Annotated in this window: 21 protein-coding genes; 11 read left to right on the top strand and 10 right to left on the bottom strand. The window is 39.0% G+C overall.

Annotation, left to right across the window (positions count from 1 at the left end; translation table 11 throughout):
- Positions 1-24 precede the first annotated feature (24 nt).
- From I5M19_RS07230 to I5M19_RS07215, 4 genes are all read left to right on the top strand, one after another.
- Positions 25-885 (top strand): sigma-70 family RNA polymerase sigma factor, encoded by an 861-nt coding sequence (locus I5M19_RS07230; RefSeq protein ID WP_200065532.1) that lies wholly within the window; start codon positions 25-27, stop codon positions 883-885.
- Between the two features lie 122 nt (positions 886-1,007).
- On the top strand, positions 1,008-1,310 hold the full coding sequence (locus I5M19_RS07225; protein WP_200065531.1) for a hypothetical protein: 303 nt from the start codon (positions 1,008-1,010) through the stop codon (positions 1,308-1,310).
- Positions 1,311-1,970: an ATP-binding cassette domain-containing protein gene (locus I5M19_RS07220; RefSeq protein WP_200065530.1), complete on the top strand. Its 660-nt coding sequence runs from the start codon at positions 1,311-1,313 to the stop codon at positions 1,968-1,970.
- 6 nt (positions 1,971-1,976) lie between these two features.
- Positions 1,977-2,762 (top strand): PhzF family phenazine biosynthesis protein, encoded by a 786-nt coding sequence (locus tag I5M19_RS07215; RefSeq protein WP_200065529.1) that lies wholly within the window; start codon positions 1,977-1,979, stop codon positions 2,760-2,762.
- A gap of 1 nt (position 2,763) precedes the next feature.
- On the opposite strand, the gene I5M19_RS07210 is transcribed toward I5M19_RS07215, so the two are convergent.
- Complete coding sequence (locus I5M19_RS07210) at positions 2,764-3,792, bottom strand: hypothetical protein (RefSeq protein WP_200065528.1); 1,029 nt, start codon at positions 3,790-3,792, stop codon at positions 2,764-2,766.
- Positions 3,793-3,926: 134 nt separating this feature from the next.
- On the opposite strand from I5M19_RS07210, the gene smc reads away from it, so the two are divergent.
- Positions 3,927-7,472, top strand: a complete 3,546-nt coding sequence (gene smc / locus I5M19_RS07205; RefSeq protein WP_200065527.1) for a chromosome segregation protein SMC — start codon at positions 3,927-3,929, stop codon at positions 7,470-7,472.
- 51 nt (positions 7,473-7,523) lie between these two features.
- Here smc and I5M19_RS07200 read toward each other — a convergent pair whose 3' ends face one another.
- The 4 genes from I5M19_RS07200 to I5M19_RS07185 form a co-directional block, all read right to left on the bottom strand.
- Complete coding sequence (locus tag I5M19_RS07200) at positions 7,524-9,122, bottom strand: S41 family peptidase (protein ID WP_200065526.1); 1,599 nt, start codon at positions 9,120-9,122, stop codon at positions 7,524-7,526.
- A 61-nt stretch (positions 9,123-9,183) separates the two neighbouring features.
- The gene (locus tag I5M19_RS07195) at positions 9,184-9,792 is read right to left on the bottom strand and encodes an HAD family hydrolase (protein WP_200065525.1); all 609 of its coding nucleotides are present in this window, start codon (positions 9,790-9,792) and stop codon (positions 9,184-9,186) included.
- Positions 9,782-10,087, bottom strand: coding sequence for a hypothetical protein (locus tag I5M19_RS07190; protein WP_200065524.1), 306 nt, complete (start codon positions 10,085-10,087; stop codon positions 9,782-9,784). Before I5M19_RS07190 ends, I5M19_RS07195 begins: the two co-directional genes overlap by 11 nt.
- A gap of 5 nt (positions 10,088-10,092) precedes the next feature.
- Positions 10,093-10,752 carry an ABC transporter ATP-binding protein gene (locus I5M19_RS07185; protein ID WP_200065523.1) on the bottom strand — a complete coding sequence of 220 codons (660 nt, stop codon included), beginning with the start codon at positions 10,750-10,752 and terminating at the stop codon, positions 10,093-10,095.
- Between the two features lie 162 nt (positions 10,753-10,914).
- On the opposite strand from I5M19_RS07185, the gene sucC reads away from it, so the two are divergent.
- Positions 10,915-12,108, top strand: a complete 1,194-nt coding sequence (sucC, locus tag I5M19_RS07180) for an ADP-forming succinate--CoA ligase subunit beta (protein WP_200065522.1) — start codon at positions 10,915-10,917, stop codon at positions 12,106-12,108.
- A 51-nt stretch (positions 12,109-12,159) separates the two neighbouring features.
- Here the strand turns inward: sucC and I5M19_RS07175 are convergent, their stop codons facing one another.
- The gene (locus I5M19_RS07175; protein ID WP_200065521.1) at positions 12,160-13,818 is read right to left on the bottom strand and encodes an FMN-binding glutamate synthase family protein; all 1,659 of its coding nucleotides are present in this window, start codon (positions 13,816-13,818) and stop codon (positions 12,160-12,162) included.
- Positions 13,819-13,970: 152 nt separating this feature from the next.
- Between I5M19_RS07175 and I5M19_RS07170 the strand changes: the two genes are divergently transcribed.
- On the top strand, positions 13,971-14,504 hold the full coding sequence (locus I5M19_RS07170; RefSeq protein ID WP_200065520.1) for a YceI family protein: 534 nt from the start codon (positions 13,971-13,973) through the stop codon (positions 14,502-14,504).
- Positions 14,505-14,599: 95 nt separating this feature from the next.
- Positions 14,600-15,220: an L-threonylcarbamoyladenylate synthase gene (locus tag I5M19_RS07165; protein WP_200065519.1), complete on the top strand. Its 621-nt coding sequence runs from the start codon at positions 14,600-14,602 to the stop codon at positions 15,218-15,220.
- A gap of 102 nt (positions 15,221-15,322) precedes the next feature.
- Here the strand turns inward: I5M19_RS07165 and I5M19_RS07160 are convergent, their stop codons facing one another.
- The 3 genes from I5M19_RS07160 to trpA all read right to left on the bottom strand — a co-directional run bounded on the left by I5M19_RS07160 (position 15,323) and on the right by trpA (position 17,728).
- Positions 15,323-16,450, bottom strand: coding sequence for a TlpA disulfide reductase family protein (locus tag I5M19_RS07160; protein WP_200065518.1), 1,128 nt, complete (start codon positions 16,448-16,450; stop codon positions 15,323-15,325).
- Positions 16,451-16,517: 67 nt separating this feature from the next.
- Positions 16,518-16,694, bottom strand: coding sequence for a bacteriocin-like protein (locus I5M19_RS18855; protein ID WP_449560061.1), 177 nt, complete (start codon positions 16,692-16,694; stop codon positions 16,518-16,520).
- Between the two features lie 263 nt (positions 16,695-16,957).
- Positions 16,958-17,728: a tryptophan synthase subunit alpha gene (gene trpA, locus I5M19_RS07155; protein WP_200066118.1), complete on the bottom strand. Its 771-nt coding sequence runs from the start codon at positions 17,726-17,728 to the stop codon at positions 16,958-16,960.
- A 203-nt stretch (positions 17,729-17,931) separates the two neighbouring features.
- Here trpA and I5M19_RS07150 point away from each other — a divergent pair, with 203 nt between their 5' ends.
- Together I5M19_RS07150 and I5M19_RS07145 are read left to right on the top strand one after the other, a co-directional pair.
- Entirely contained in the window at positions 17,932-19,416 is a 1,485-nt protein-coding gene (locus tag I5M19_RS07150) for a sodium:solute symporter (protein ID WP_200065517.1), read from the top strand.
- A 22-nt stretch (positions 19,417-19,438) separates the two neighbouring features.
- A complete protein-coding gene (locus tag I5M19_RS07145) occupies positions 19,439-20,146 on the top strand; it encodes an LOG family protein (RefSeq protein ID WP_200065516.1) in 708 nt (235 codons plus the stop codon).
- A 77-nt stretch (positions 20,147-20,223) separates the two neighbouring features.
- On the opposite strand, the gene I5M19_RS07140 is transcribed toward I5M19_RS07145, so the two are convergent.
- Positions 20,224-22,173 carry a redoxin domain-containing protein gene (locus I5M19_RS07140; RefSeq protein WP_200065515.1) on the bottom strand — a complete coding sequence of 650 codons (1,950 nt, stop codon included), beginning with the start codon at positions 22,171-22,173 and terminating at the stop codon, positions 20,224-20,226.
- Positions 22,174-22,276: 103 nt separating this feature from the next.
- Between I5M19_RS07140 and I5M19_RS07135 the strand changes: the two genes are divergently transcribed.
- Positions 22,277-23,527, top strand: a complete 1,251-nt coding sequence (locus I5M19_RS07135) for a TCR/Tet family MFS transporter (protein ID WP_200065514.1) — start codon at positions 22,277-22,279, stop codon at positions 23,525-23,527.
- Positions 23,528-23,553 lie beyond the last annotated feature (26 nt).

The following is a 23,553-nucleotide window of genomic DNA, read 5'->3' as shown; positions in this document are numbered from 1 at the left end:
CAGAATCGAGGTTTAAATAAATAAATGAGACAACTCAAAATAACTCAATCCATTACCAACCGTGAGTCGCAGTCGCTTGACAAATATCTTCACGAAATTGGTAAAGTTGACTTAATCACAGCCGAAGAAGAAGTAATTTTAGCCCAAAAGATCAGAGAAGGCGACCAGGCCGCATTAGAGAGGTTAACTAAAACAAACCTTCGTTTTGTGGTATCGGTAGCTAAACAATATCAAAATCAGGGTTTAACATTAGGCGATCTTATTAATGAAGGTAACTTAGGCCTTATAAAGGCTGCCAAACGTTTTGATGAAACAAAAGGTTTCAAGTTTATTTCTTACGCGGTATGGTGGATACGCCAATCCATCCTGCAGGCTATTGCCGAACAATCACGTATTGTACGTTTACCTTTAAACCAGGTTGGTTCATTAAGTAAAATAAGTAAAGCTTTTTCAAGACTTGAACAGGAGTATGAGCGTGAGCCTTCTCCGGAAGAATTAGCTGATATACTGGAAACAACCGTAGATAAAATCTCCGATACGTTAAGTAACTCCGGCAGGCACGTATCAATGGATGCTCCGTTTGTACAGGGCGAAGAGAACACTTTGTTAGATGTATTGGAAAACAAGGAACCCAACACTGATTCTATCTTAATTGATGAATCATTGTCCGAGGAGATAAAGCGTTCCCTTTCCACTTTAACAGAGCGTGAGCGTGAGATCATCGTGTTATTTTTCGGCCTTGGCTCCAACCATCCGCTTTCACTGGAAGAAATTGGTGAAAAATTTAATTTAACCCGGGAGCGTGTAAGACAAATAAAAGATAAAGCGCTGCAACGACTAAGGCACACCAGCAGAAGTAAAATTCTGAAATCATATTTAGGTTAAAAAACGTTAGAGCCTCCGCCAAAAACGGAGGCTTTTTTATTTACATCCCATTGGATAAATTACCGTATTAACAAAATTAATTAGAGGCATCAGCGTTAAAAGCTAAATCTTTACAACCGCCGATGTCATATTTACGCCAATTGCTTTGGTACTTTTACAAACCCCTGTTTATCTGGAACCTGGCATTCAGTTTAGGCTATTTGGAAATCATCCATATTTACGGACAAAAAGTTATTAGCTATGGTTTTTTCTTTAAACTGTTAGGATATGCCTCGACAACCTATTTACAAAGCTATACGGCAAAAAATACTTATATGTACTATCGCAACGCGGGTTATAGCATAAAGCGCATGTACATATATGTATATACGATAGATATCGGTATCTATATTATATTACTCACCTTATACCTTTATTACGCATAAATGAATTATTTAAAGGTAGATAGTGTAGCCCTCGCCTTCAACGGCCGCAATATATTACAAAGTGTATATCTGAATTGCCGCCAGGGAGAAGTAATTGGTTTATTGGGTCGCAACGGATGCGGCAAGTCGTCCCTTTTAAAAATAATCTTCGGCACTCTAAATGCTGATCACAAATACGTAAGTATTAATGATGAATTCATTCACAAGGGATATTTGAACAATCGCATAGCTTATCTGCCTCAGCACAACTACTTACCGGCCGGCGTAAAAATCGAAAAATTGGCGCGTATATTGGTTGACCCCAAACTTTGGGACGATTTTATACAAATACCCGTTTATCGTAATAAGTTTAACAAAACCATTAGCAGCCTTAGCGGCGGCGAACTCCGACAATTGGAGACGATGATCATCATACACAGTCGAGCCGAATTCATATTGCTTGATGAACCTTTTACACACATCTCCCCTATACAAGCCGATGAATTTAAACCCGTAATAAGGGCGTGCGCAAAACACAAGGGTATAATTGTAACCGATCATCAGTATCATAATATACTGGATGTGAGCGATAAAATAATTTTATTGACCGATGGAGTAACAAAACATCTTACTAATCACGAGGAATTAATTACATACGGTTATCTTAGCGGTATAAATTAACCCGCCATGATAATACCTATTTACCAGGCCGATGCTTTCACTAACGAACTTTTTGGTGGCAACCCGGCCGCTGTATGCCCGCTAACCGAGTGGTTACCAGACGAGGTGATGCAAAAAATTGCTTTAGAGAATAATTTAGCCGAAACGGCTTTCTTTGTGAAAACCGAAGCGGGTTATTTGCTGCGCTGGTTTACACCCGAACTGGAGATCGATCTTTGTGGTCATGCTACGTTGGCTTCGGCCCATATATTGTTTACTGAATTGGGATACGCAGAGGATACTGTTTATTTTGAAACTGTAAAGGCAGGCACCTTAGTTGTAAAACGCGATGGTGATAAATATGCTATGGACTTCCCTTCCAGACCGCCTGTACCTTCAGAAACACCTGCTGGTTTAATTGAAGCATTAGGAGGCATTGAACCGGCTATTGTTTTACGTTCCAGAGATTATATGCTGGTATACGAAAGCGAAGATATGGTTGTAAATATTAAACCGGACTACTTCGCTTTAGCTAAAATAGATTCATTAGGTATTATTATTACAGCTCCCGGCAAAAACGCCGATTTCGTATCACGCTTTTTTGCACCCGCTGCCGGCGTACCCGAAGATCCTGTTACAGGCTCGGCACATTGCAATCTTATACCTTACTGGGCCGCTCAGTTAGGTAAAAATGATTTACATGCCTATCAGCTATCCTCCCGTAAAGGTGAACTTTGGTGTAAACTAAAAGGCGACCGGGTTATAATGGCAGGTAAGGCAGTAACTTATTTAAAAGGGCAGATACATATATAAATTAATGTCTGGGTATTAGTAATCCTATTTTTCCACTTTTCATGATTGGTGGCACAGGAAATATATCATCGTCAGTATTTGGTTTTTCGTCAGGACCTGCTGAAAATAAATAATACCCATCATCAAATTTTTGATATCTAAAATTGGGGTTTGTACCTCTTGGACTTTGAGTTGGGTCAAATATCGATACAGTTGTGTTATCATTAGATATTTGTTGCAAACTATCCGGATAATCTCCGTATTTAAGCTTATAAAACTCGATATTTTCAACAAGGGAATTAAGCTGATTTTGGGAAATATCAGCAAATTGTTTCCTGCTAAAAAAACTGTTACCGAAAAAGTATAAAAAGGAATAAACTATAACAGTAAACATTATGTCCGCTATTCCTATAAATATAAGTTTTCTATCTTTATATTTAAAGACACCTTCTATAAATAATATTACACCTACTATTCCTCCAATTAATGGAATAAATCCTAAGAAACCCAATTTATAATTAGGTCTGTCCGACGCCCATCTTAAGTTTCCATTCTTTTCAATTTTAATTTGAATTAAATTTTTATGTATCGCCCCTATAAAACTATTGCATTCATTTTCTGAAGTAAAAACTCCTTTTGGGATTAAATAGGAAGATTTGGTGTTAAGTATCAAATGGATGAAGCTGAAGGTCTGTTCTAATACCTTGATATTAGCATAGCTTATTTTTTGTGTTTTATTTGAATATTCAATTAATAAATGATCAGCCAGTATTGTTATTCTTTTCTGTTGAAAACGTTGTAAAACATTTGATCCTGTTGTTTTTTGTTTAACAAACAACAACAGAACATACCGAAGTACAAAAAATAAAGCTATGCATAATAGCACCAATACAATTAATTGTATTGGTACAGCATATTTTTCTAAAAATAAGCTTACTAAAAAATAAGAAATAAAGCCAACAAACAAAAGGCTTTTTAGAGCATGTTTTTTATATGATTCTTTAAAAAATTGAATATACGTGTCTTGTGTATTTTGAAATTCGATCTCCATATTAAATTCGGGCTACCAAAAGTTAAATTTAATAGTCTTAAATTAAAAATTTAAAAAACTATCACCAACGCTAAAAAATGATTTTTTTATGATTAATTTGAAAGTTTAAATTTTAGGTTACACGCATAGCATCAATGCAACTTACACAGTTAGAAATCAAGGGATTCAAAAGCTTTGGCGATAAGATCACCATTAATTTTAATGAGGGTGTAACCGCTATTGTTGGCCCTAATGGTTGCGGAAAGTCAAATGTGGTTGATGCTATACGCTGGGTTTTGGGCGAGCAAAGCACCCGTATGCTGCGTTCCGAAAAAATGGATAATGTTATTTTTAACGGTACCAAAGGGCGGAAAGCCGCTAACCTTGCGGAAGTATCGCTAACATTCGACAATACTAAAAACATACTCCCTACCGATTTTTCGCAGGTAACCCTTACCCGCAGATTATACCGTACTGGCGAAAGCGAATACCGCTTAAATGATGTGCAATGCCGTTTAAAGGATATTACCGACCTTTTTCTGGACACTGGTGTCGGGGCTGATTCGTATGCCATTATTGAATTGAAAATGATCGACGAGATCATTAACAATAAAGAAGGATCGCGCCGTAATTTATTCGAGGAAGCATCGGGCATATCCAAATATAAGCTGCGCAAAAAGCAAACCTTTAATAAGTTAAAAGATACAGAAGCCGACCTGGAACGCGTGGAAGATTTACTTTTCGAGATCGAGAAGAATCTGAAAACGCTGGAAAATCAGGCTAAAAAAACCGAACGGTATTATCGCCTGAAAGATCAATATAAGCAATTGAGTTTATCGCTTGCATCTTTTCGTATTTCCGGGTTTAGCACCACATTAGCCGCGATTGAGGACAAAGAACAACGACAGCACGTAGAGAAAACGGGCATTGTTGCTCAGATAGACACATTAGAAGCTGCCCTTCAGCAGCAAAAGTTAGACAGCCTTACTAAAGAGAAAAACCTGGCTGCCCAGCAAAAGGCCAGTAACGAATTCACGGCTAAAATACGTGCATACGAAAGCGAGAAACGTATTAAAAACGAGCAGCTAAAACATCAGCAAGACAAGGAGTCTCGTTTAAAAGACGAGTTGGAACGCGACAATAATCAGTATAAGCATGTACAGTACAACATTAAGCGCCTTTCCGAAGAAAAATTGCAGGAGGATGAAAACCTTCTGAATATAACACAGCGTGTTACGGAACTTAAAGCTGCTGTAGATGAGTTACGCGCTTCACAAACCGATGCCCGAAATGAACTTAATGAATTAAACTCCGTAAATAATCGCCTCCAAAACCAGGTTTACAAGACCGAAAAGGACATTGAGATACTAAATATACAGCAACAAGCCCTTGAGCAGGAGAGCGTGCGCAATATGGAGGATGCCACTAATAAAGAGGTAGAATTATCACACTTCAATAAGGTAGTGGCGGAATTAGATTACCGGTCTGAGGGGCTGAAAAACGAATATGAGTTGGCTGTTGAGGCAGAAAATAAATTACAGGAGCAGTTAGCCGAAACGGAAAGTGAGTTAAAAACGATTAATGAAAGCATAGCCGCCGAAAGCCGTAAACTGGATGCTAAACAAAACGAATATAACCTTACTAAAAGTATGGTTGATAACCTGGAGGGTTTTCCGGAATCTATACGTTTCCTGAAAAAGAATACTAACTGGGCAAAAAACATCACGCTATTTAGTGATATTTTATTCTGTAAGGAAGAATACCGAATAGCCATTGAAAATTACCTGGAGCCGCTGATGAATTATTACGTGGTTAATACTTATGATGAGGCGATTGCAGCTATTAATTTGTTAAGTAACTCATCAAAGGGGCGTGCGCAATTTTTTATATTGGATAATTATAAGGATAGGGAAGCTCCTGCCCCACCCGCCGCCGCCCTTGAAGATGCCATACCTGCATTAAGTGTAATTGAAGTTGATACACGTTATAAACCGCTTTGCAACCACCTTTTGCAAAACGTTTACCTGGTAAACGATCATACCGAACACGACATTAACAATACTCCGGTAAACGACGGTGTAGTGTTGATAGGTAAAAGCGGGAAATTCAATAAATCCAAACATACTATGGCCGGTGGGTCGGTTGGTTTGTTTGAAGGTAAACGTATTGGTCGTGCAAAAAACCTGGACAACCTGCTTAAGGAGATAAAAAAAGCGGAGACAAGTATTGCAGCTTTACGATCGCGCAACGACGAATTACAGGCACGTTCAACCGCCTTAAAAGCTTCGGGAAAGGCAAGCGAACTGCGACAAAAACAATTCGAACTTAACCAGCTGAACACGGAACTTGTAACCGTTAAAACCAAACAAGAACAATATCAGGCCTTTATTGAGAATAGCCTGAATCGCAAGCAGGATATTGCCGTAAGAATTGACACAATAAAAAACGACATATTAACACTTAAACCGCAATTAGCCGAGTTTAGAACCCAGAAAGAAATTCAAAACAATCTGATGCTGGATAAGCAACAGTCATTTAATGAATTAAATGAATTAGTTACCGTACAGTCAAACGGTTACAATCAGGAAAACATTCGCTTTCACCAACAACAAAATAAAGTGTCAGGTTTAGTAAAAGACCTGGAATACCGCGAAAGTCAGCTCGAAAATCTGGACATCCGCATACGTCAAAATACTGCTGAACTGGAAAAGGTTAAACTATTGATCAAGGAAAACCTCCAGCAAACCGGAGATAGCGATGAGGACTTGTTGGAAATGTATGAGCAGAAAGAGCAATTGGAAAAAGGCACGCACGAAACAGAGCAGGAATATTATGCCTGGCGTGCTAAGATCACCGAAAATGAAAATGAAATACTACAGTTACGGCATAAAAAAGATGCTGCGGAAAGTATAGAAAATGAACTGAAAGACGAACGAAACAACCTCAAACTGGAACTGAATGCATTAAAAGAAAGACTATCGGTTGAATTTAACGTAGATATCACCGACCTGCCTGAAGTTGCTGAGGATAATGAAAGTACGGAGGAGGATATTCGTGGGCGCACAGAGAAGCTAAAAAGGCAGCTTGACGATTTTGGAGCCATCAACCCTATGGCGGTGGAGGCGTACAACGAAATGAACGAACGGCACAGCTTTATACAAGCCCAGAAAAAAGACCTCGCCGAAGCCAAAGCATCCTTATTAGCCACCATACAGGAAATTGATGATACCGCCCGTGAAAAGTTCATGTCGGCATTTACAATGGTGAGGGAAAACTTTATTAAGGTTTTCCGTTCGCTGTTTAACGAGGAAGATTCCTGCGATCTTACGCTGTCAGATCCGGAGCATCCACTGGAGTCCGAGATAGACATTATTGCGCGGCCTAAGGGAAAACGTCCATTATCTATCAATCAGCTATCCGGAGGGGAAAAAACACTTACTGCAACAGCCATATTATTCTCGCTATACCTGTTAAAGCCTGCCCCCTTCTGTATTTTTGATGAGGTAGATGCACCACTCGATGATACAAATATTGATAAATTCAATAACATCATCCGCAAGTTCTCAAAAGAATCACAGTTTATCATCATATCCCACAATAAGCGCACTATTGCCTGTACAGATATAGTTTATGGGGTAACCATGGTAGAGCAAGGTGTGTCGCGTGTTGTGCCGGTAGACCTGCGTGAACTGGCTGATTAATAAAAAAGCGAAAGATTTTCACCTTTCGCTTCCCTATAGTTTTATTATTAATTATTTCTTCAATTTCAAAGGCTTGTTATAGATCATGCCGCGGAATTTACCTTTATCCAATTGTATAGCGGCCTCGTTCTCCTGCTCTATTGACATGGTGCGTGAGTTACTTAAGCTTTGAATTTGCTGCCCCGGCACATTAAATGTTCCGTTCTTAACATAGTTAAGCGCATGTGCCAGTAATACTTCTGTAGGATCGCCAAAATCTCTGGTAACATCATCATCATCATTTACACCAGGATAATCGGGGGTACCCGGCGTCATTCCGGCATAATAACCGCCTTGCTGTAATGAGTTTTTAGTTTCAAACTCCGGAATGTACATCTGATATTTATTAATGTCGATATCAAAGAAACCCACCGGCTTGCCATAACTTGTAGAGCCTATCAGTTTCACTGCAGATGGTAAAGCACCTTTAAGATTATTAATCGTAAGTTCACTTGCCGACGCGGTAGAGCTTGTAACAATAAAAAATATATTGCTCAGGTTAAGATTAACGGGTACGTTTGCTTTAGAAAAATCAACCTTGTTACCCTCAACTGAATAATCAAATTGTGAGTAATTATACAACTGTCCTGATGTTGCATCTCTGCGCACCTGGTTTTTTAATATCTTAGCATTACCACTTATTAACGTAGTATTAAAATAGGTGTAATACATTACCGAACCATCTTTAGACGCCGGCACAATCATATTTGACAGATACTCGGCGGTGGAAACATAGCCACCACCATTGTAGCGCAAATCCACAACCAGATCGGTTATCCCTTGTGATGAAAAGTACGTAAATGCCTCATCCAGTTTTGGTTTAGCATTTGCATTTGATGTAAAGCTGTTAAACACAATGTAACCTACTTTTTTGTTATTTCCTAAATCATAAACCTGGTACTTCAATACAGGATTAGCAGTATAGCTTGCAGTAGTCATGTTTACATCAAATGTAGTACCGTCAGGTTTTTTTAAAGTCATGGTGATGTTACTGCTGTAAGCATAAGCATTAATCACAAAATTTACATTTGCACCACTGCCACCACTACCAGCATCATAACTTATGTTATTACGACCGTTTATACTCACAATCTGATAACCGCGTTTTATCCCGGCGATATCAGCGGGCGAGCCGGGGTAAACATACTTGACACGCAGATCATTAATCCCATTATAAAGAGGTGCAAATCCAAAATCGCCCTTAACGCCGTTTAACTCAGCAGAAACATCCCCTTCATCAATAAAAGAGTACTTCGCATGTCCCCTGGCATTCGCGTAATATTCATAAGCCTCGCCCGTAGCTGGGTTTTTAACTATTTGTGATATGGCATCTACCTCATTACTAAGAGCATCCAGATCATCAGTGCCAGTATAAGTACGTGGTTTAAAAGATGCATAGGTGGGCAAGCCATCATTCCAATAGTACGCTTCTTTTGCATATAAAAAAACAGAATCTCTTATCAGATCGAGTGTAGTACCCTGTTTTGAGGGAGCATCAACCGTTGTGTTACCACCATCCGTTCCATTGTTAGGATTAACAGTGCTTGTTTTTTTACACGATGATGCAACAACTATGCTGATCAATAATATTAAGTAAAATATTTTTCTCATTATTATAATTAATTATATCAGGGTTAAACGTTTATTAGTATTAAATATTTTATGGAGTATTTTATAAAAATTCACAAGCGTTAATATAATCTATTCCAAGGGTTTCTGCACATATTTTATCAATATCCGAATTTTCTATCATTATTATATCCCGCCTTTCCATATTATGTTCTTTCATTAATAAATATAATATATCAGGCTCAGGTTTAGGCAGAGTTTCGTTAGCAAAATAACAGGTCAAATAAGGATCTAACCCGTGCCACTCAATTTGTTTTATTTTATTAAGCTGTTTTTGCGGATCTCCATTGGTTACTATAAATATCTTTTTTCTGTCCAAAACTATTTCTTGCAGTAATTCAAGCATGTTTTGGTACAGTAAAAGCTTTAGCGGTACTTTAGCTGTGGCCATCAATACCTTTAAATTATCCTTGTACTTACTGTCTACATTTAATTGTTTTACCAATGCATCAAAAACTGCGTCCTCTCCTTCAGCTATATACGTATCAACCATTAATTTGGTTGTAGCTTTAGCATCTGTGAGATCGGTATATTCCAATAAATTGGCAAACAGGTAATAAACCTGATATATATAATCCTTTTCCGGATAAAGCACATTATCCAACTCAAAAACAAATGCCTTTTTGCGTTGGTCAATATCGCTATATTTCATTTGTGACATCTACAATTTCAATATTATATTCTATGAAAAGCTGCCTCGCTTTTAACAAAAGGGCTGCCTCTTCTGACGTTGCCGCATAAATAGAATCTATATTTTTATCTAAACAAAGCGTTAACATTTCATGGGTATAACTTGCAGATTGCGGATGAGGTAAAGCAATCATCTGCGCTTTTTTTAGCATAAAGGCAGGCAGCTCCAGATAGTCGCCTAACAGCACTTCGGCATTATTTAGTTTATTCTTTTGCTTATAGGCAATATTACTTGTAGCAGCAGTTATCAGCTTCATATTATTTATAAGCTATTCACTATCAGCCCGTCTTTCATTAAAATGGTACGGTCCGACAGATCCGCGAGTTCCTCGTTGTGGGTAACAATAACGAAAGTTTGATTAAAATCATTACGCAGTTTCAGGAAAAGTTCATGCAGTTCCAAAGCGTTTACCGAATCCAGGTTACCTGATGGTTCATCAGCAAATATTAAAGCCGGGTTGTTAATAAGCGCCCTTGCTACTGCCACCCTTTGCTGTTCGCCACCTGAAAGCTCAGTCGGTTTATGATTTATCCTGTCGCTTAAACCCAATAACTCCAATAATTCTTTTGCGCGTTTCTCAGCATCAGCACGAGCCACGCCTGCTATAAAGGTAGGTATACAAACGTTTTCGATAGCGCTGAACTCCACCAATAAATGATGAAACTGAAAGATAAATCCGATCTTCTGGTTACGGAACGCACTAAGGTTCCGGTTATTCATTTTACTTACCTCAACATTATCAATAAGTAGCTGCCCGGAATCGGGTGTATCTAAAGTGCCCAATATGTTTAGCAACGAGCTTTTACCCGCACCGGATGCTCCAACTATGGTAACAATTTCGCCACGGTTCACTTCCAGATCAACTCCTTTTAAAATATGAAGCTTGCCGAATGATTTATGAATAGATTGCGCTTTAAGCATGTGCAAATGTAATAATTAGTGAGAAGTTAATTACAGAGTAACTGTTAGATAACATTAACGTCATAAAATTTAAGAAATATACCACTCGCGGCTAAATCTGTGGCATTATCCCTCCCATCTCTAAAAACAAAATTGTAGATTTACCGCAAATCTTCAAAAAACATGAACATTCACGAATATCAGGGCAAGGCAATATTAAAAAGCTTTGGCGTAAACGTACAGGAAGGTATAGTTGCAGATACCCCGGAGGAAGCCGTTGCAGCTGCTCAAAGATTAAAGGAAGACTATGGGTCTGACTGGACAGTAATAAAAGCACAAATACACGCAGGTGGCCGCGGTAAAGGCGGTGGCGTTAAGTTAGCCAAAAATCACGATCAGGTTAAAGAACTTGCAGCTAATATTATTGGCATGCAGCTGGTAACACCGCAAACCGGTCCCGAAGGCAAACTGGTAAAAAAAGTATTAGTTGCACAGGACGTTTATTATCCCGGAGAAACCGAAACAAAAGAATTTTATGTAAGTGTTTTGCTTGACCGCGCAAAGGGACGTAACATCATCATGTACTCTACCGAAGGTGGTATGGACATTGAAGAAGTTGCACACTCTACCCCGGAACTGATACACAAGGAAGAAATTGATCCCAAGGTTGGTCTGCAAGGTTTTCAAGCTCGTAAGATCGCTTTTAATTTAGGTTTATCCGGCGCTGCTTTTAAAGAGATGGTAAAATTTATTACCGCGTTATATAAAGCGTACGATGCAACTGATTCATCGCAGTTTGAGATCAACCCGGTGTTAAAAACATCGGATAATAAAATATTAGCCGTTGATGCCAAAGTTAATTTAGATGATAATGCATTGTATCGCCATCCGGATTATGCTGCAATGCGCGATACTGATGAGGAAGACCCTACCGAGGTTGAAGCAGGTAAATCAAATTTGAACTACGTTAAGCTTGATGGTAATGTGGGCTGTATGGTTAATGGTGCAGGTTTAGCAATGGCTACCATGGATATCATTAAACTGGCCGGTGGCGAACCTGCAAACTTTTTGGACGTAGGAGGTACCGCTAATGCTCAAACTGTAAAAGCCGGATTTAACATCATCCTGTCTGACCCTAACGTAAAAGCTATTTTAATAAATATATTCGGTGGTATTGTACGCTGTGACCGTGTTGCACAAGGCGTAATTGATGCTTACCAGGAAATAGGCAATATCCCGGTTCCTATTATTGTACGTTTACAAGGCACTAATGCCGAAGAAGCTAAGGCACTGATAGATAATTCAGGATTGAAAGTTTTCTCGGCAATTTTGTTAAAAGAAGCTGCTGAAAGAGTAAAAGAAGTTTTAGCTAAATAGTTTATTAAAACTTAATATATAGGGTAAGATTTTTTAAATCTTACCCTTTTTTTATGCTTTAACCTCCACTCCGGCTTTATACGGACTTGAACCACCAATCTCTACCATACCCACCTTATCATAATCGGGTGCAAAACTATCCTCGTTACTTATAGCCATATCATATTCAAAGTTTTGCGGATATGGTGTATTTAATAAGCTCCCTTTCGGAATATATGGAAACAACTGAGCATAAGTCAATATCTGACTGTGGTTTATGCGCCTGTATATAAACATACGGTGCAAATCGTCCGGGTGCCGCATCCCGGCAGCGCCCATCATTTGCATGGCACTGCTTATTGTTTCTTTATGGAAGTTAGCCACCCGGTATTTTTTATCATTAACCACTAAGCCACGTGTTAATTCCTTATCCTGCGTAGCCACTCCGGTTGGGCAGGTATTACTATTACACTGCAAAGCCTGTATGCACCCCAATGCAAACATCATCCCCCGGGCGCTGTTGCACATATCCGCTCCAAGAGCAAAGTTTTTAACCAGATCAAAACCCGTGGCCACCTTTCCTGAAGCAATAAGTTTAATATGCTTTTTCAGATCGAAGCCTGTTAACGCGTCATATACAAAAGCAAGCGCCTCCCGTAACGGCATCCCTACAGAATTTGAGAATTCAAAAGGTGCAGCGCCGGTTCCGCCCTCTCCCCCGTCAACCGTAATAAAATCGGGGTATATACCCGTTTTAATCATTGCTTTACAAATAGCTAAAAATTCGCTTTTATGCCCTACGCATAATTTAAAACCCACGGGTTTACCTCCGGATAGCTGCCTCAATTCTTTTACAAAATTCAACAAACCAGCAGGGGTATTAAAAGCTGTGTGTGCGGGTGGCGAAATTACATCCTCCCCCTTTTCAACCAGTCTTATTCTGGCTATTTCATCACTCACTTTAGCAGCAGGTAAAATACCGCCGTGCCCTGGTTTGGCACCCTGTGATAGTTTTATTTCTATCATTTTTACCTGTGGTAAATTTGCCCTCTCGGCAAATGCATCTTTATTAAATGTACCGTCCTTTTTGCGGCAGCTAAAATATCCCGTGCCTATTTGCCATATAATATCTCCTCCGGGTTTTAAGTGATAGTCGCTAAGTCCGCCCTCGCCTGTATTATGTGCAAAGTTGCCTATATGCGCACCGCCATTTAATGCCAACACTGCATTAGAACTAAGCGACCCAAAACTCATGGCCGAAATATTATAGACACTGGCCAGGTAAGGCTGAGTGCACTGCGGACCGCCAACCAGTACACGCGGCGACATATTAAGTTCAGAATGATCAAGTGCGCCAATACTATGGTTGAGCCATTCGTATCCGTCCTCGTATACGTCCAGTTCGGTACCAAAAGGGCGTGTATCATCTTCTTTTTTTGCCCGTTGATAAATAAGACTCCGGTTTTGCCGGTTAAATGGTGTCCCGTTAGTATCGCTCTCTATAAAATATTGATAGATCTCTGGACGTATCTCTTCAAGCAAAAATCTGAAATGGCCAAGTAGCGGGAAATTCCGTGTAATGCTATGTTTGGTTTGTACCAGATCATAAAAGCCTAATGCAAACAGTGGTACAAAAACTATCAGAAACCATACCGCCGGGGGCCATATTAAACTCCATAACCCAATGGCGCCCAGTATAATAATTGCAGATAGTATAAATAATTTTCTCATTATATTTTATTTTATAACCACTATTTACAAAACAAACTAATTATTAGCCAGTTAAATTATAAATAATGTCTGTGTAAAGTAAAATCCACAACAATAATACATGTTTAAACATATATTATTTTATCTTTGTTCAAACAAAAAAAATTAAAACCATGGCAACACAAAAATGGGTACTTGATCCAATGCACTCGGAAGTGCAATTCAAAGTTAAACACCTCGTAATTTCAACCGTAACAGGTTCATTCAAAACATTTGAAGGCGAATTAAATACTGAAAATGATAATTTTGAAGATGCTCAGATCTGCTTTTCACTTGATGTGGATAGTATAGATACCAATCAAACCCAAAGAGATGAGCATTTAAAAGGACCTGAATTTTTTGATGCTGCAACATATCCGAAGATTAGTTTTAAATCAACTTCAATAAAAAATACCGGCGACGACGAATATAAATTAACCGGCGATCTTACTATAAAAGGAGTTACTAAACCAGTAACACTGAATGCTGAGTTCGGTGGCTCCACCGACGATTTTTATGGAAATACCAAAGCAGGCTTTGAGGTTACCGGAAAAATAAACCGTAAAGAATTTGGCTTGACCTGGGATGGCGTAACAGAAGCCGGATCAGTAGTAGTTGGCGAAGATATTAAACTGAGCATTAACGTACAGTTCGCGAAACAAGCGTAATTGTAAATACATATTGAATATATAAAGAAACCATCTGATAAAGATGGTTTTTCTTTTTAAAAACCATCTTGTTATATATTTGGTTAAAATATATTATGCTAATAAAGATCTATCCCGAAAACCCTAACCCCAAAGCTATTGAGCAGGTGGCGGAGGTATTACGTAAAGGTGGAATCATCATTTACCCTACCGATACGGTTTACGGTTTGGGTTGCGACATCACCAATCATCGGGCTATTGAGGCTATCTGCAAGATCAGGAACATTAAACCGGAAAAGGCGAATTTCTCTTTCATCTGTTATGATCTTAGCCATATATCAGATTATATTAAGCCTATTGACAATACTACTTTCAGGGTATTAAAAAAAGCGTTGCCGGGCCCTTTTACCTTTATATTTAATGCAAGCCACGCGGTACCCAAACTGTTAAGCTCTAACAAAAAAACGGTAGGTATACGTGTTCCGGATAATAATATAGCCCGGGAAATTGTTCGGGTTTTAGGTAACCCCATCCTATCCACCTCCATACATGATGAAGATGATATTGTGGAATATTCCACCGACCCGGAACTGATCCACGAAAAATACGCGGATATGGTGGATATAGTGATAGACGGGGGCTACGGCGACAATATCCCATCAACCGTGGTAGACTGCACCTCCGGCGATTTCGATATTATCCGCGAAGGCAAAGGGGAACTGGAAGAGTATTTATAAAAAAGAACTTGCTTTTCTGCACATTTTACCTGTAAAAAGTGGGTGCACTCAAAAATCACACCTGTTTATCTAAATAAGTTTATAAACTTATTTCAGGTAGGATTATTTAATTAATTTTTTAAGTGTGGGCAATAACTCTTCGCCATTTATATTTTTCGCAAGAATTGTACCATCCGGGCCGATCAGGAAATTAGCTGGTATATCATAAACATAATATTTTACAGAAACTTTGTTATTCCATGACCGCAAATCTGATAGTTGGGTCCAGGTGAGTCCATCTTGTTTGATAGCTCTAAGCCAGGCGTCTTTTTCCTGATCAAGTGAGATGCCTAAAATCGCAAAATTACGACCGGCAAGTTGTTGTGAGGCTTTAATAAAATTGGGGATTTCGGCCCGGCATGGTACACACCACGACGCCCAAAAATCAATCAATACATATTTCCCTTTAAAATCAGACAATTTGACTATTTTACCACTGGTATCTGCCTGTGCAAAATCCGGAGCTTTACCCCCCACAAACAAACTATCCATACTATATTTAAGCTCCCTCCCCCACACATTATGAGTGATATTTGCAGGCATGGCATAAAAAACACGTTTAACTTCTGCTTCCAAAACAGCTTGTTGCGGCTGATTATATGCGTTGTATAATAAATAAGTATTTAAATAGGAGTTGGGGTGTGTTTTTATCCAATCCAAAACCAATAATTCGTATTGCCTATCCGCAAGCTCAGAAAGCTCGTCCTTTTTCTTTCTTTTAGCCGATAAAGTATCAGTATCTCTGTTTTTTTTCCGTGAATAATTATTGTAATCCTGGCTTACCATTCGGTATTCTAAATATACAGGATCATTTATTAACCGATGCATAAATTGAGTATTTTCATCGGCCATTAGGTTACCCGTTATGGTTACGTTGGCCAACAAAGAATCTGAAAGCGTAACATTAGCTATACCCGGCTGCAAATAAAGCCGGGTATGATGTTTGCCAATAGTTAAGGAGTAAAATTCACCATTATTGTTATTAAGCTTAAACTCAAATTTATTGTTTTTTACAATGGTACTGTCCTTTTCTGGTTTCTTGTCAGAAAAACGCCTCGGCATTACACGCTCAATTATAATTTTGGTTCCATCCTTTATCAAATGAGTATTACCGTTTATAATCAAATTACTTTGTGATTTGACTATATGGGCTGACAATAACAATAAAAAGAGTAATATTACTTTCATCATTTATTCGCTTTGTTAAAAAAACATAAACCATTAAAGCATTTACGCCTTAATGGTTCATAATTAAAAGCTAACGCGGACCACAAGTCTTTCGATCTGGGCATACTTCGCTTGAGTCATCGTTGCAAGTATATCCATCCATTTTGCAATCCTCATCCGTAGTACAGTTACTATGGCATCCGCCTCCTACCAGCCCGCCTAAAATTCCTTTCATTTCAGCACGGCTTAATTTTTTAAATTTTTCCATTATAAAAAATATTAATAGTTATTAATGCCGTAACCACGCCCCGGCAATTTTGCGGTATGTATTTATTAAGTCATACTCCTGTAAGTTAGCAAACTTATTATTAAAGTTACAATTGTGATACCTATAGCTAAAAAACAGGGAATATCTTAAATAAGATATGAAAAAGCGATTACTAATTTAAAAAATGACTGTAAGTATAGAACCCAATACTCATTTGGCGCTTGAGTATCTCAATGAGACAGAATTAAAAAATAATAACAATATTACTCTTTAATGTTGTTTATAAATCCCGGTATTTTTTCCATATATCCCTCCTGCCCTAATAATTTCACAAAAGCGCTTCCTACAATGGCGCCGTTCGCATATTGGCAAGCCTTACTAAACGATTTATTATCCGATATGCCAAAGCCTATAATGGTGGGATTGTTCAGCTCCATAGCCCTTATACGCTTATAATAATCCTCAATACTGTCCGACAATTGCAAGTTGCCGCCGGTTATAGATGACGATGATAACAGGTAAATAAAACTATTGCTCAGTTCATCAATCTTACGGATGCGCTCTTCCGATGTTTGCGGTGTAACTAAAAAGATATTACTTAAGTTATTATCTGCAAAATGGTTAGCATATAGCAGCTCATATTCATACATCGGCAGGTCGGGAACTATAATACCATCAACCCCGGCCGCCGCAGCTTCCTTGCAAAACCGCTCTATACCAAACTGCACTATCGGGTTAAGATACCCCATTAATAACACGGGGATATTAACTCTGCTGCGCAATTCTTTTAGCTGCTCAAACAACACCTGTAACGACATACCGTTTTTTAACGCTGTCTCCGAACTATGCTGTATGGTTGGCCCGTCAGCAACCGGATCAGAATATGGAAAACCGATCTCCAGAAAATCGGCTCCGGCCTTTTCCAATGCTTCGGCAATATCAACCGTCATATTTAATTCAGGATAACCCGCGGTAAAGTATATTGATAACAGATCTTTCTTTTTTATTGAAAAAAGTTTATTTAATCGGTTCATGGGCGAAATTGTGTTAGCCATATTGCCTGTAATTATTTATAATAACGCAAGCAGCAAAAATATCGTTATTATATAGTATTCCTGCTTTAACATTTATATTTTTTTTGTTTTTTCTGTGATGATTAAAGCTATGTTTGTTTGATACTGCTTAAACTGTTACTTTAGGCTTCGGCTTTTTTCAGAGCTGACATATAAAACTAATTATGGCGCCGGGAATATTACTCACATTCATCATAGGTTACTTTTTAGTATTGCTGGTCATATCCTATATCACCTCAAAAAAGTCATCCAATAACGACACCTTTTTCATTGCCAACCGCAATTCCAAATGGTATCTTGTAGCTTTCGGGATGATAGGTACTGCTTTAAGCGGGGTAACCTTTATATCGGTACCGGGCAAGGTAGGTGCACCAAGCGGCGATCAGTTTGCTTATTTTCAGTTTGTTTTAGGAAACGCTGCGGGCTTTATAATTGTAGCTACCATTTTATTACCATTGTATTATCGTTTAAAACTCACCTCCATATACAGCTATATAGAAGGTGCCTTAGGTACCTGGAGCTACAAAACCGCCGCGGGTATTTTCTTACTCAGCCGTACCATTGGCTCGGCCTTTAGGTTATATCTGGTAGTGATTGTATTACAACGCTTTATATTCGACAGCTATCATATTCCATTTGCAATAACGGTGTTAATATGCCTGGTGTTGATATGGTCGTACACGTTTAAAGGTGGTTTAAAAACGATTATTATAACTGATAGTCTGCAAACCCTGTTTTTAGTGTCGTCAGTTTTTCTATCCATATTTTTCATTTGCCGCAGTCTGGATCTTAACTTGTTCGAGGCGGCTGAGGCCATAAAAAACAGTACCTATTCCAAAATATTTTTCTTTAACGACCCATTGAGCAGTCATTTTTATTTTGGCAAGCAATTTTTAGGCGGCCTGTTCATAACCATAGGTATGGTAGGTTTAGATCAGGACCTGATGCAAAAAAATCTGAGTATGAAAAACATCCGCGAAGCCCAAAAAAACATGTTCAGCTTTACAGCGGTATTCGTTATAATAAACATTTTCTTTTTAAGCGTTGGGGCCCTGCTGTATATGTATGCACAGCGTAATGGTATCTCCGTACAAAAAACCGATTACCTGTATCCCACCATTGCCTTAAAATACTTAGGCATTATACCAGCTATGGTATTTATGCTGGGGCTTACAGCCGCAACATTTGCCACAACAGACTCCGCCTTAACCGCGTTAACTACTTCCTTTTGTGTTGATTTTTTAGGCTTCAATAAGCGCGATGACGTAAATAGTAAAGGCATGGTCAATGTTCGCCATTATGTGCACATTGCCTTTTCGGGGCTTATGTTTTTAACCATCGTTTTATTTAACGCTATAAATGATGACGCGGTGGTAAGCGCCATATTTAAAGTAGCCTCCTATACCTACGGGCCTTTGCTTGGCCTGTATGCTTTTGGTTTATTAGCAAGTAAACGACAGGTTAATGATAAACTGGTACCATTTATATGCCTTATATCCCCTGCGGTATGTTATTTCTTAAGTACAGAATCAAAAGCTATTTTGGGCGGGTATGTTTTCGATAATGAACTTATCATTGTTAACGGATTAATTACCTTTGTCGGCCTGCTGCTTTCCTCGTCTCCTAAAACAAAGGTGGCAGCATTATAGTTATACTACATTTATACATACAATGACAGGTGAAGAAAAAATAAGACAAGCATTCGAGAATAAGAACTGGCAGGAAATTAAAGTAACTGATTCCTGGCAAATATTTAAAATAATGGCCGAGTTTGTTGACGGCTTCGAGAAACTGGCAAAAATAGGCCCATGTGTTTCCATATTTGGTTCAGCACGTACCCACCACGATAATAAATTTTACAAACTCGCGGAAAACACCGCCCGATTATTAACGGAGCGTGGGTATGGCGTAATATCCGGCGGTGGGCCTGGTATAATGGAGGCTGCCAATAAAGGTGCTTTTGAAGCCGGCGGTAAATCCGTAGGGCTTAATATCGACCTGCCTTTTGAGCAGTTTCATAATAAGTATATCGACAGAGATAAAATGCTGGAGTTTGATTACTTCTTTATCCGCAAGGTAATGTTCATGAAATATTCCCAGGGCTTTATTGTACTACCCGGAGGTTTCGGTACTATGGATGAATCATTCGAGGCTATCACATTGATACAAACCGGGAAGATAGCACGTTTCCCTATCGTATTCGTCGGGGTTGATTACTGGGGCGGACTGTTTAAGTGGGTGAAAGAGCACATGCTGGAAGACGAACACAACATTAGTCCGGATGATCTGAATTTATACCGTGTAGTTGATACCGCCGAAGAGGCATGCGAACATATCTTCCGTTTCTATGATAAATATGTTTTGAAACCGAATTTTTAAAATTTACTGTCACAATAAAAAAGGTGGGACGTACTTAAGCGCCCCACCTTTTTGTTTAAGGTTTATATTGGGTTAGTTTAATTCATCGTAACCTTTGGTGAATCAGCAATCGCATCAGGGTTGCTTGCCATCTCTATCATACTGCTCACTTCTTCTCTTATGCCTTCGGGAGTGCCCGAAAATCCAACCATTTTAAACCGGATATTTCCGTTTTTATCAATAATAAATTTAGTTGGGATACCGGTAACGCCAAATTGAGTAACCACTTTAGACTGGCGACCGTCATCGCCTTTCTCATCCATTAAAACATGGAAGGTATATTTATTATCAGCTATGAATTTTTTAACACCCGGCATATAATTATCGCCATTTTCCCAGGTATCAACAAACAGGAATTTCACGTTCGGGTCGTCTTTGTATTTATTAACAGCTAACTGCATGCCGGGGAACGATGCTTTACACGGGCCGCACCAGGTAGCCCAAAAATCAACTATTACTACTTTACCTTTAAGGCTAGCTAATGATACTGTTTTACCATCAAAATCTTTTAAGGCAAATGACGGAGCAGGCTTGTTGATCATTTGTTTTGCCAGTTCTTCCATCTGTTTGTTCTTAGCGGCATTTTCAAGTCCGGCTAAATAAGTATCATAACCCTTATCGCTTCCTTTTACTTTTATATAATCTTTAGCCAACTCCTTTTTTAACACATCAGAGCTTTTTCCGGCTTTTATGGTTTTTTCAATAACATCCTGTGCCTTAGCATATTGGCCATTAGCGCCAAGTATCAATGCATAATGCTCTGATATTTCGGCATCCGGTGTTTTTGCATGCTCGTAAACCGGCTGCTGATAGGTCAACGCTTCTTTATATTTCCCCTGCTGGTAAAGAATATAAGCATAAGTATCAGCATACATATCATAGCTGGAACGGTTGCTTTCTTTTGCCTGCTTTGGAGACATATACATCGGTGTACCCAAATCATTTAGCTTGGCATCTAAAACCTCTAATGATTGTTTAGAAAGTTTAGCAGCTTCATCCAGCTTTTCTCCTTTTTCGGCCCATGCCCATGCTACATTATTCAGTGCTCCGGCAAGATTGGATTTATCCTTGATCTGATCGGCCCATTTTTGGTAACCGGCAATATCACCGGCCTGTAAGTATGCAGAAGCTAATTGTAATTTATAATTTTCCAATAATGCTTTGTTATCCTCTGTTTCGGGATATTTAGCTACATATTCTTTATATAATGTTTCCTTTTTTGTCAGATCTTTTTCCTGATTAAAAGCCATGCCCATTTCATTCCTGGCCATCACTCCCTCGGGGAATTTAGTTTTGATGACCTTATTAAGCGAGTCAGCCATCTTGGCCTTTCTGGTTCTTGCGTATATCGAGCTTGCCAGCATCATATCCTTTTCATCACCGCTTGCTGCAAGCGCATCAATTTTCTGACTTAGCAATTCCTTACTTTTATCGTCCTTTTGGGCGGATAAATAGATCAGGTAGTTCGACTGGAATTCCTTTTCGCTTTGCGGATACATTTCAAACTCTTTTGCATACAGGTTTCCCGCTTCATCCATATCGGATTTTATTTTGGCAAAATAATTCCCCATACCGGAATATAAAAGATATGCTTTGCTGGCGTAAGCACCTTCTACAGGTTTATCCCCTTTATAAACAAGAAAAACGTATCCCTTATCATTATTATCATCTATAGTGCCGTCGCTGCTTATTTTTACAAAAAAAGCCTTAGCTGCATCCGGAATAGTAAAGCTGCCCTTCCACTTCTTACCGTCAGCAGTAAGGTCTACATCCGCTGCAGGATATTGTTTATTATCCAGAAAATATACTACAGCCTCTGGAGCACCTTTGTCGGCTAACTCTGTTCCAGAAGCATCATAAGTAATATTAATCTTCTGGCCTGCTGCAGGATGTTCGCTGGAAAGCATTACATGATCCTGAGCTTGTGCAAACGTGGTTTGCAGAAACAATACACATGGTATTGACAGTAAAAGTTTCAGTTTTTTCATGGCAACTAATTTTTTAGTCAATTTAGGAATAAATATTTTTATTTACCAAATATTATCTAATAATTAATATTAAAATTTAAGTTTTTAATTGTTTATTTACCGCATGGACGCTACAGCCCAACCTAAACAAAAGGCCGCCTTAAGTTTTATATTTATTACATTGCTTATTGATGTAATAGGCCTGGCCATAATTATTCCGGTTTTTCCGAAACTTATTGAAAAACTGATACATGGTACTATCAGCGAAGCGTCAAGATATTCCGGACTATTATTGGTTGCCTATGCCGTTATGCAGTTTTTATGCTCACCCATTATTGGCAATTTAAGCGACAAATACGGCCGCAGACCGGTACTTTTATGCTCCTTACTTGGCTTTGGTATCGATTATCTTTTCCTGGCTTTTGCTCCCACTATTGGCTGGTTATTCGTTGGCCGTATTATAGCCGGAATTACCGGGGCAAGTATAACTACAGCATCAGCATATATAGCCGATGTGAGCACACCCGAAAAGCGTTCACAAAACTTCGGCATGATAGGTGTGGCATTCGGTCTGGGTTTTATTATAGGGCCTGTTATAGGAGGCATATTAGGTAAAATGGACACCCACTATCCGTTTTACGCGGCCGCAGCTCTGGCTTTGCTGAATGCAACTTATGGTTTTTTTATACTCCCGGAATCATTAGATAAAGAACACCGGCGGGAATTTGATATTAAACGCGCTAATCCTTTGGGGTCTTTAATGCAATTAAAAAAATATCCTGCGGTTATAGGTTTGGCTATAAGCCTGTTCATTATTTATTTTGCTGCATACGCTGTACAAAGTGTATGGACCTATTACACCATGGAGAAATTTAAATGGAATGAGGCAACTGTAGGGTATTCTCTGGGTTTTATTGGTTTAATGATAGCATTGGTTCAGGGTGGCCTCATCCGTATAGCCATCCCTAAACTGGGACAGGAACGCAGCATTTGGGTAGGCCTGACATTTTACGCCATAGGCATGCTGTTGTTTGGTTTCGCTACAAAGGGCTGGATGATGTTTGCCTTCATGATCCCGTATGCGCTGGGCGGAATTGCAGGCCCGGCCTTACAGGGAGTGATGACCAGTGAAGTTCCTCCGAACGCCCAGGGCGAATTACAGGGTGGCTTAACCAGCTTAATGAGCTTGAGCTCCATATTCGGCCCCTGGTTCATGACCTATGTGTTTTACTATTTTACCAATACTGATGCTCCGGTTTATTTACCCGGGGCACCTTATTTTATAGCATCGGCACTAATGTTGATAAGTGCATTACTTGCGGTACGTAGTTTCAGAAAGAAACCTGTAATAGCGGATAGTTCACCAGTAGTTTAATTATGAAAAATAGTTACGCCTTAATT

Source organism: Mucilaginibacter segetis (assembly GCF_016522075.1).
Taxonomy (GTDB): domain Bacteria; phylum Bacteroidota; class Bacteroidia; order Sphingobacteriales; family Sphingobacteriaceae; genus Mucilaginibacter; species Mucilaginibacter segetis.
Note: the sequence above shows the minus strand (reverse complement) of the source record. Positions and strands in the feature narration are given on the sequence as shown.

What these genes read in the sequence shown, in the direction of transcription:
- I5M19_RS07230 (WP_200065532.1), top strand. Translation starts at nt 25, where the DNA reads ATGAGACAACTCAAAATAACTCAATCCATTACCAACCGTGAGTCGCAG.
- I5M19_RS07135 (WP_200065514.1), top strand. Translation starts at nt 22,277, where the DNA reads ATGGACGCTACAGCCCAACCTAAACAAAAGGCCGCCTTAAGTTTTATA.
- I5M19_RS07200 (WP_200065526.1), bottom strand. Translation starts at nt 9,122, where the DNA reads ATGAGAAAAATATTTTACTTAATATTATTGATCAGCATAGTTGTTGCA.
- I5M19_RS07185 (WP_200065523.1), bottom strand. Translation starts at nt 10,752, where the DNA reads ATGCTTAAAGCGCAATCTATTCATAAATCATTCGGCAAGCTTCATATT.
- smc (WP_200065527.1), top strand. Translation starts at nt 3,927, where the DNA reads ATGCAACTTACACAGTTAGAAATCAAGGGATTCAAAAGCTTTGGCGAT.
- I5M19_RS07225 (WP_200065531.1), top strand. Translation starts at nt 1,008, where the DNA reads ATGTCATATTTACGCCAATTGCTTTGGTACTTTTACAAACCCCTGTTT.
- sucC (WP_200065522.1), top strand. Translation starts at nt 10,915, where the DNA reads ATGAACATTCACGAATATCAGGGCAAGGCAATATTAAAAAGCTTTGGC.
- I5M19_RS07210 (WP_200065528.1), bottom strand. Translation starts at nt 3,792, where the DNA reads ATGGAGATCGAATTTCAAAATACACAAGACACGTATATTCAATTTTTT.
- I5M19_RS07160 (WP_200065518.1), bottom strand. Translation starts at nt 16,450, where the DNA reads ATGATGAAAGTAATATTACTCTTTTTATTGTTATTGTCAGCCCATATA.
- I5M19_RS07215 (WP_200065529.1), top strand. Translation starts at nt 1,977, where the DNA reads ATGATAATACCTATTTACCAGGCCGATGCTTTCACTAACGAACTTTTT.
- trpA (WP_200066118.1), bottom strand. Translation starts at nt 17,728, where the DNA reads ATGAACCGATTAAATAAACTTTTTTCAATAAAAAAGAAAGATCTGTTA.
- I5M19_RS07165 (WP_200065519.1), top strand. Translation starts at nt 14,600, where the DNA reads ATGCTAATAAAGATCTATCCCGAAAACCCTAACCCCAAAGCTATTGAG.
- I5M19_RS07220 (WP_200065530.1), top strand. Translation starts at nt 1,311, where the DNA reads ATGAATTATTTAAAGGTAGATAGTGTAGCCCTCGCCTTCAACGGCCGC.
- I5M19_RS07190 (WP_200065524.1), bottom strand. Translation starts at nt 10,087, where the DNA reads ATGAAGCTGATAACTGCTGCTACAAGTAATATTGCCTATAAGCAAAAG.
- I5M19_RS07150 (WP_200065517.1), top strand. Translation starts at nt 17,932, where the DNA reads ATGGCGCCGGGAATATTACTCACATTCATCATAGGTTACTTTTTAGTA.
- I5M19_RS07175 (WP_200065521.1), bottom strand. Translation starts at nt 13,818, where the DNA reads ATGAGAAAATTATTTATACTATCTGCAATTATTATACTGGGCGCCATT.
- I5M19_RS07195 (WP_200065525.1), bottom strand. Translation starts at nt 9,792, where the DNA reads ATGAAATATAGCGATATTGACCAACGCAAAAAGGCATTTGTTTTTGAG.
- I5M19_RS07145 (WP_200065516.1), top strand. Translation starts at nt 19,439, where the DNA reads ATGACAGGTGAAGAAAAAATAAGACAAGCATTCGAGAATAAGAACTGG.
- I5M19_RS18855 (WP_449560061.1), bottom strand. Translation starts at nt 16,694, where the DNA reads ATGGAAAAATTTAAAAAATTAAGCCGTGCTGAAATGAAAGGAATTTTA.
- I5M19_RS07170 (WP_200065520.1), top strand. Translation starts at nt 13,971, where the DNA reads ATGGCAACACAAAAATGGGTACTTGATCCAATGCACTCGGAAGTGCAA.
- I5M19_RS07140 (WP_200065515.1), bottom strand. Translation starts at nt 22,173, where the DNA reads ATGAAAAAACTGAAACTTTTACTGTCAATACCATGTGTATTGTTTCTG.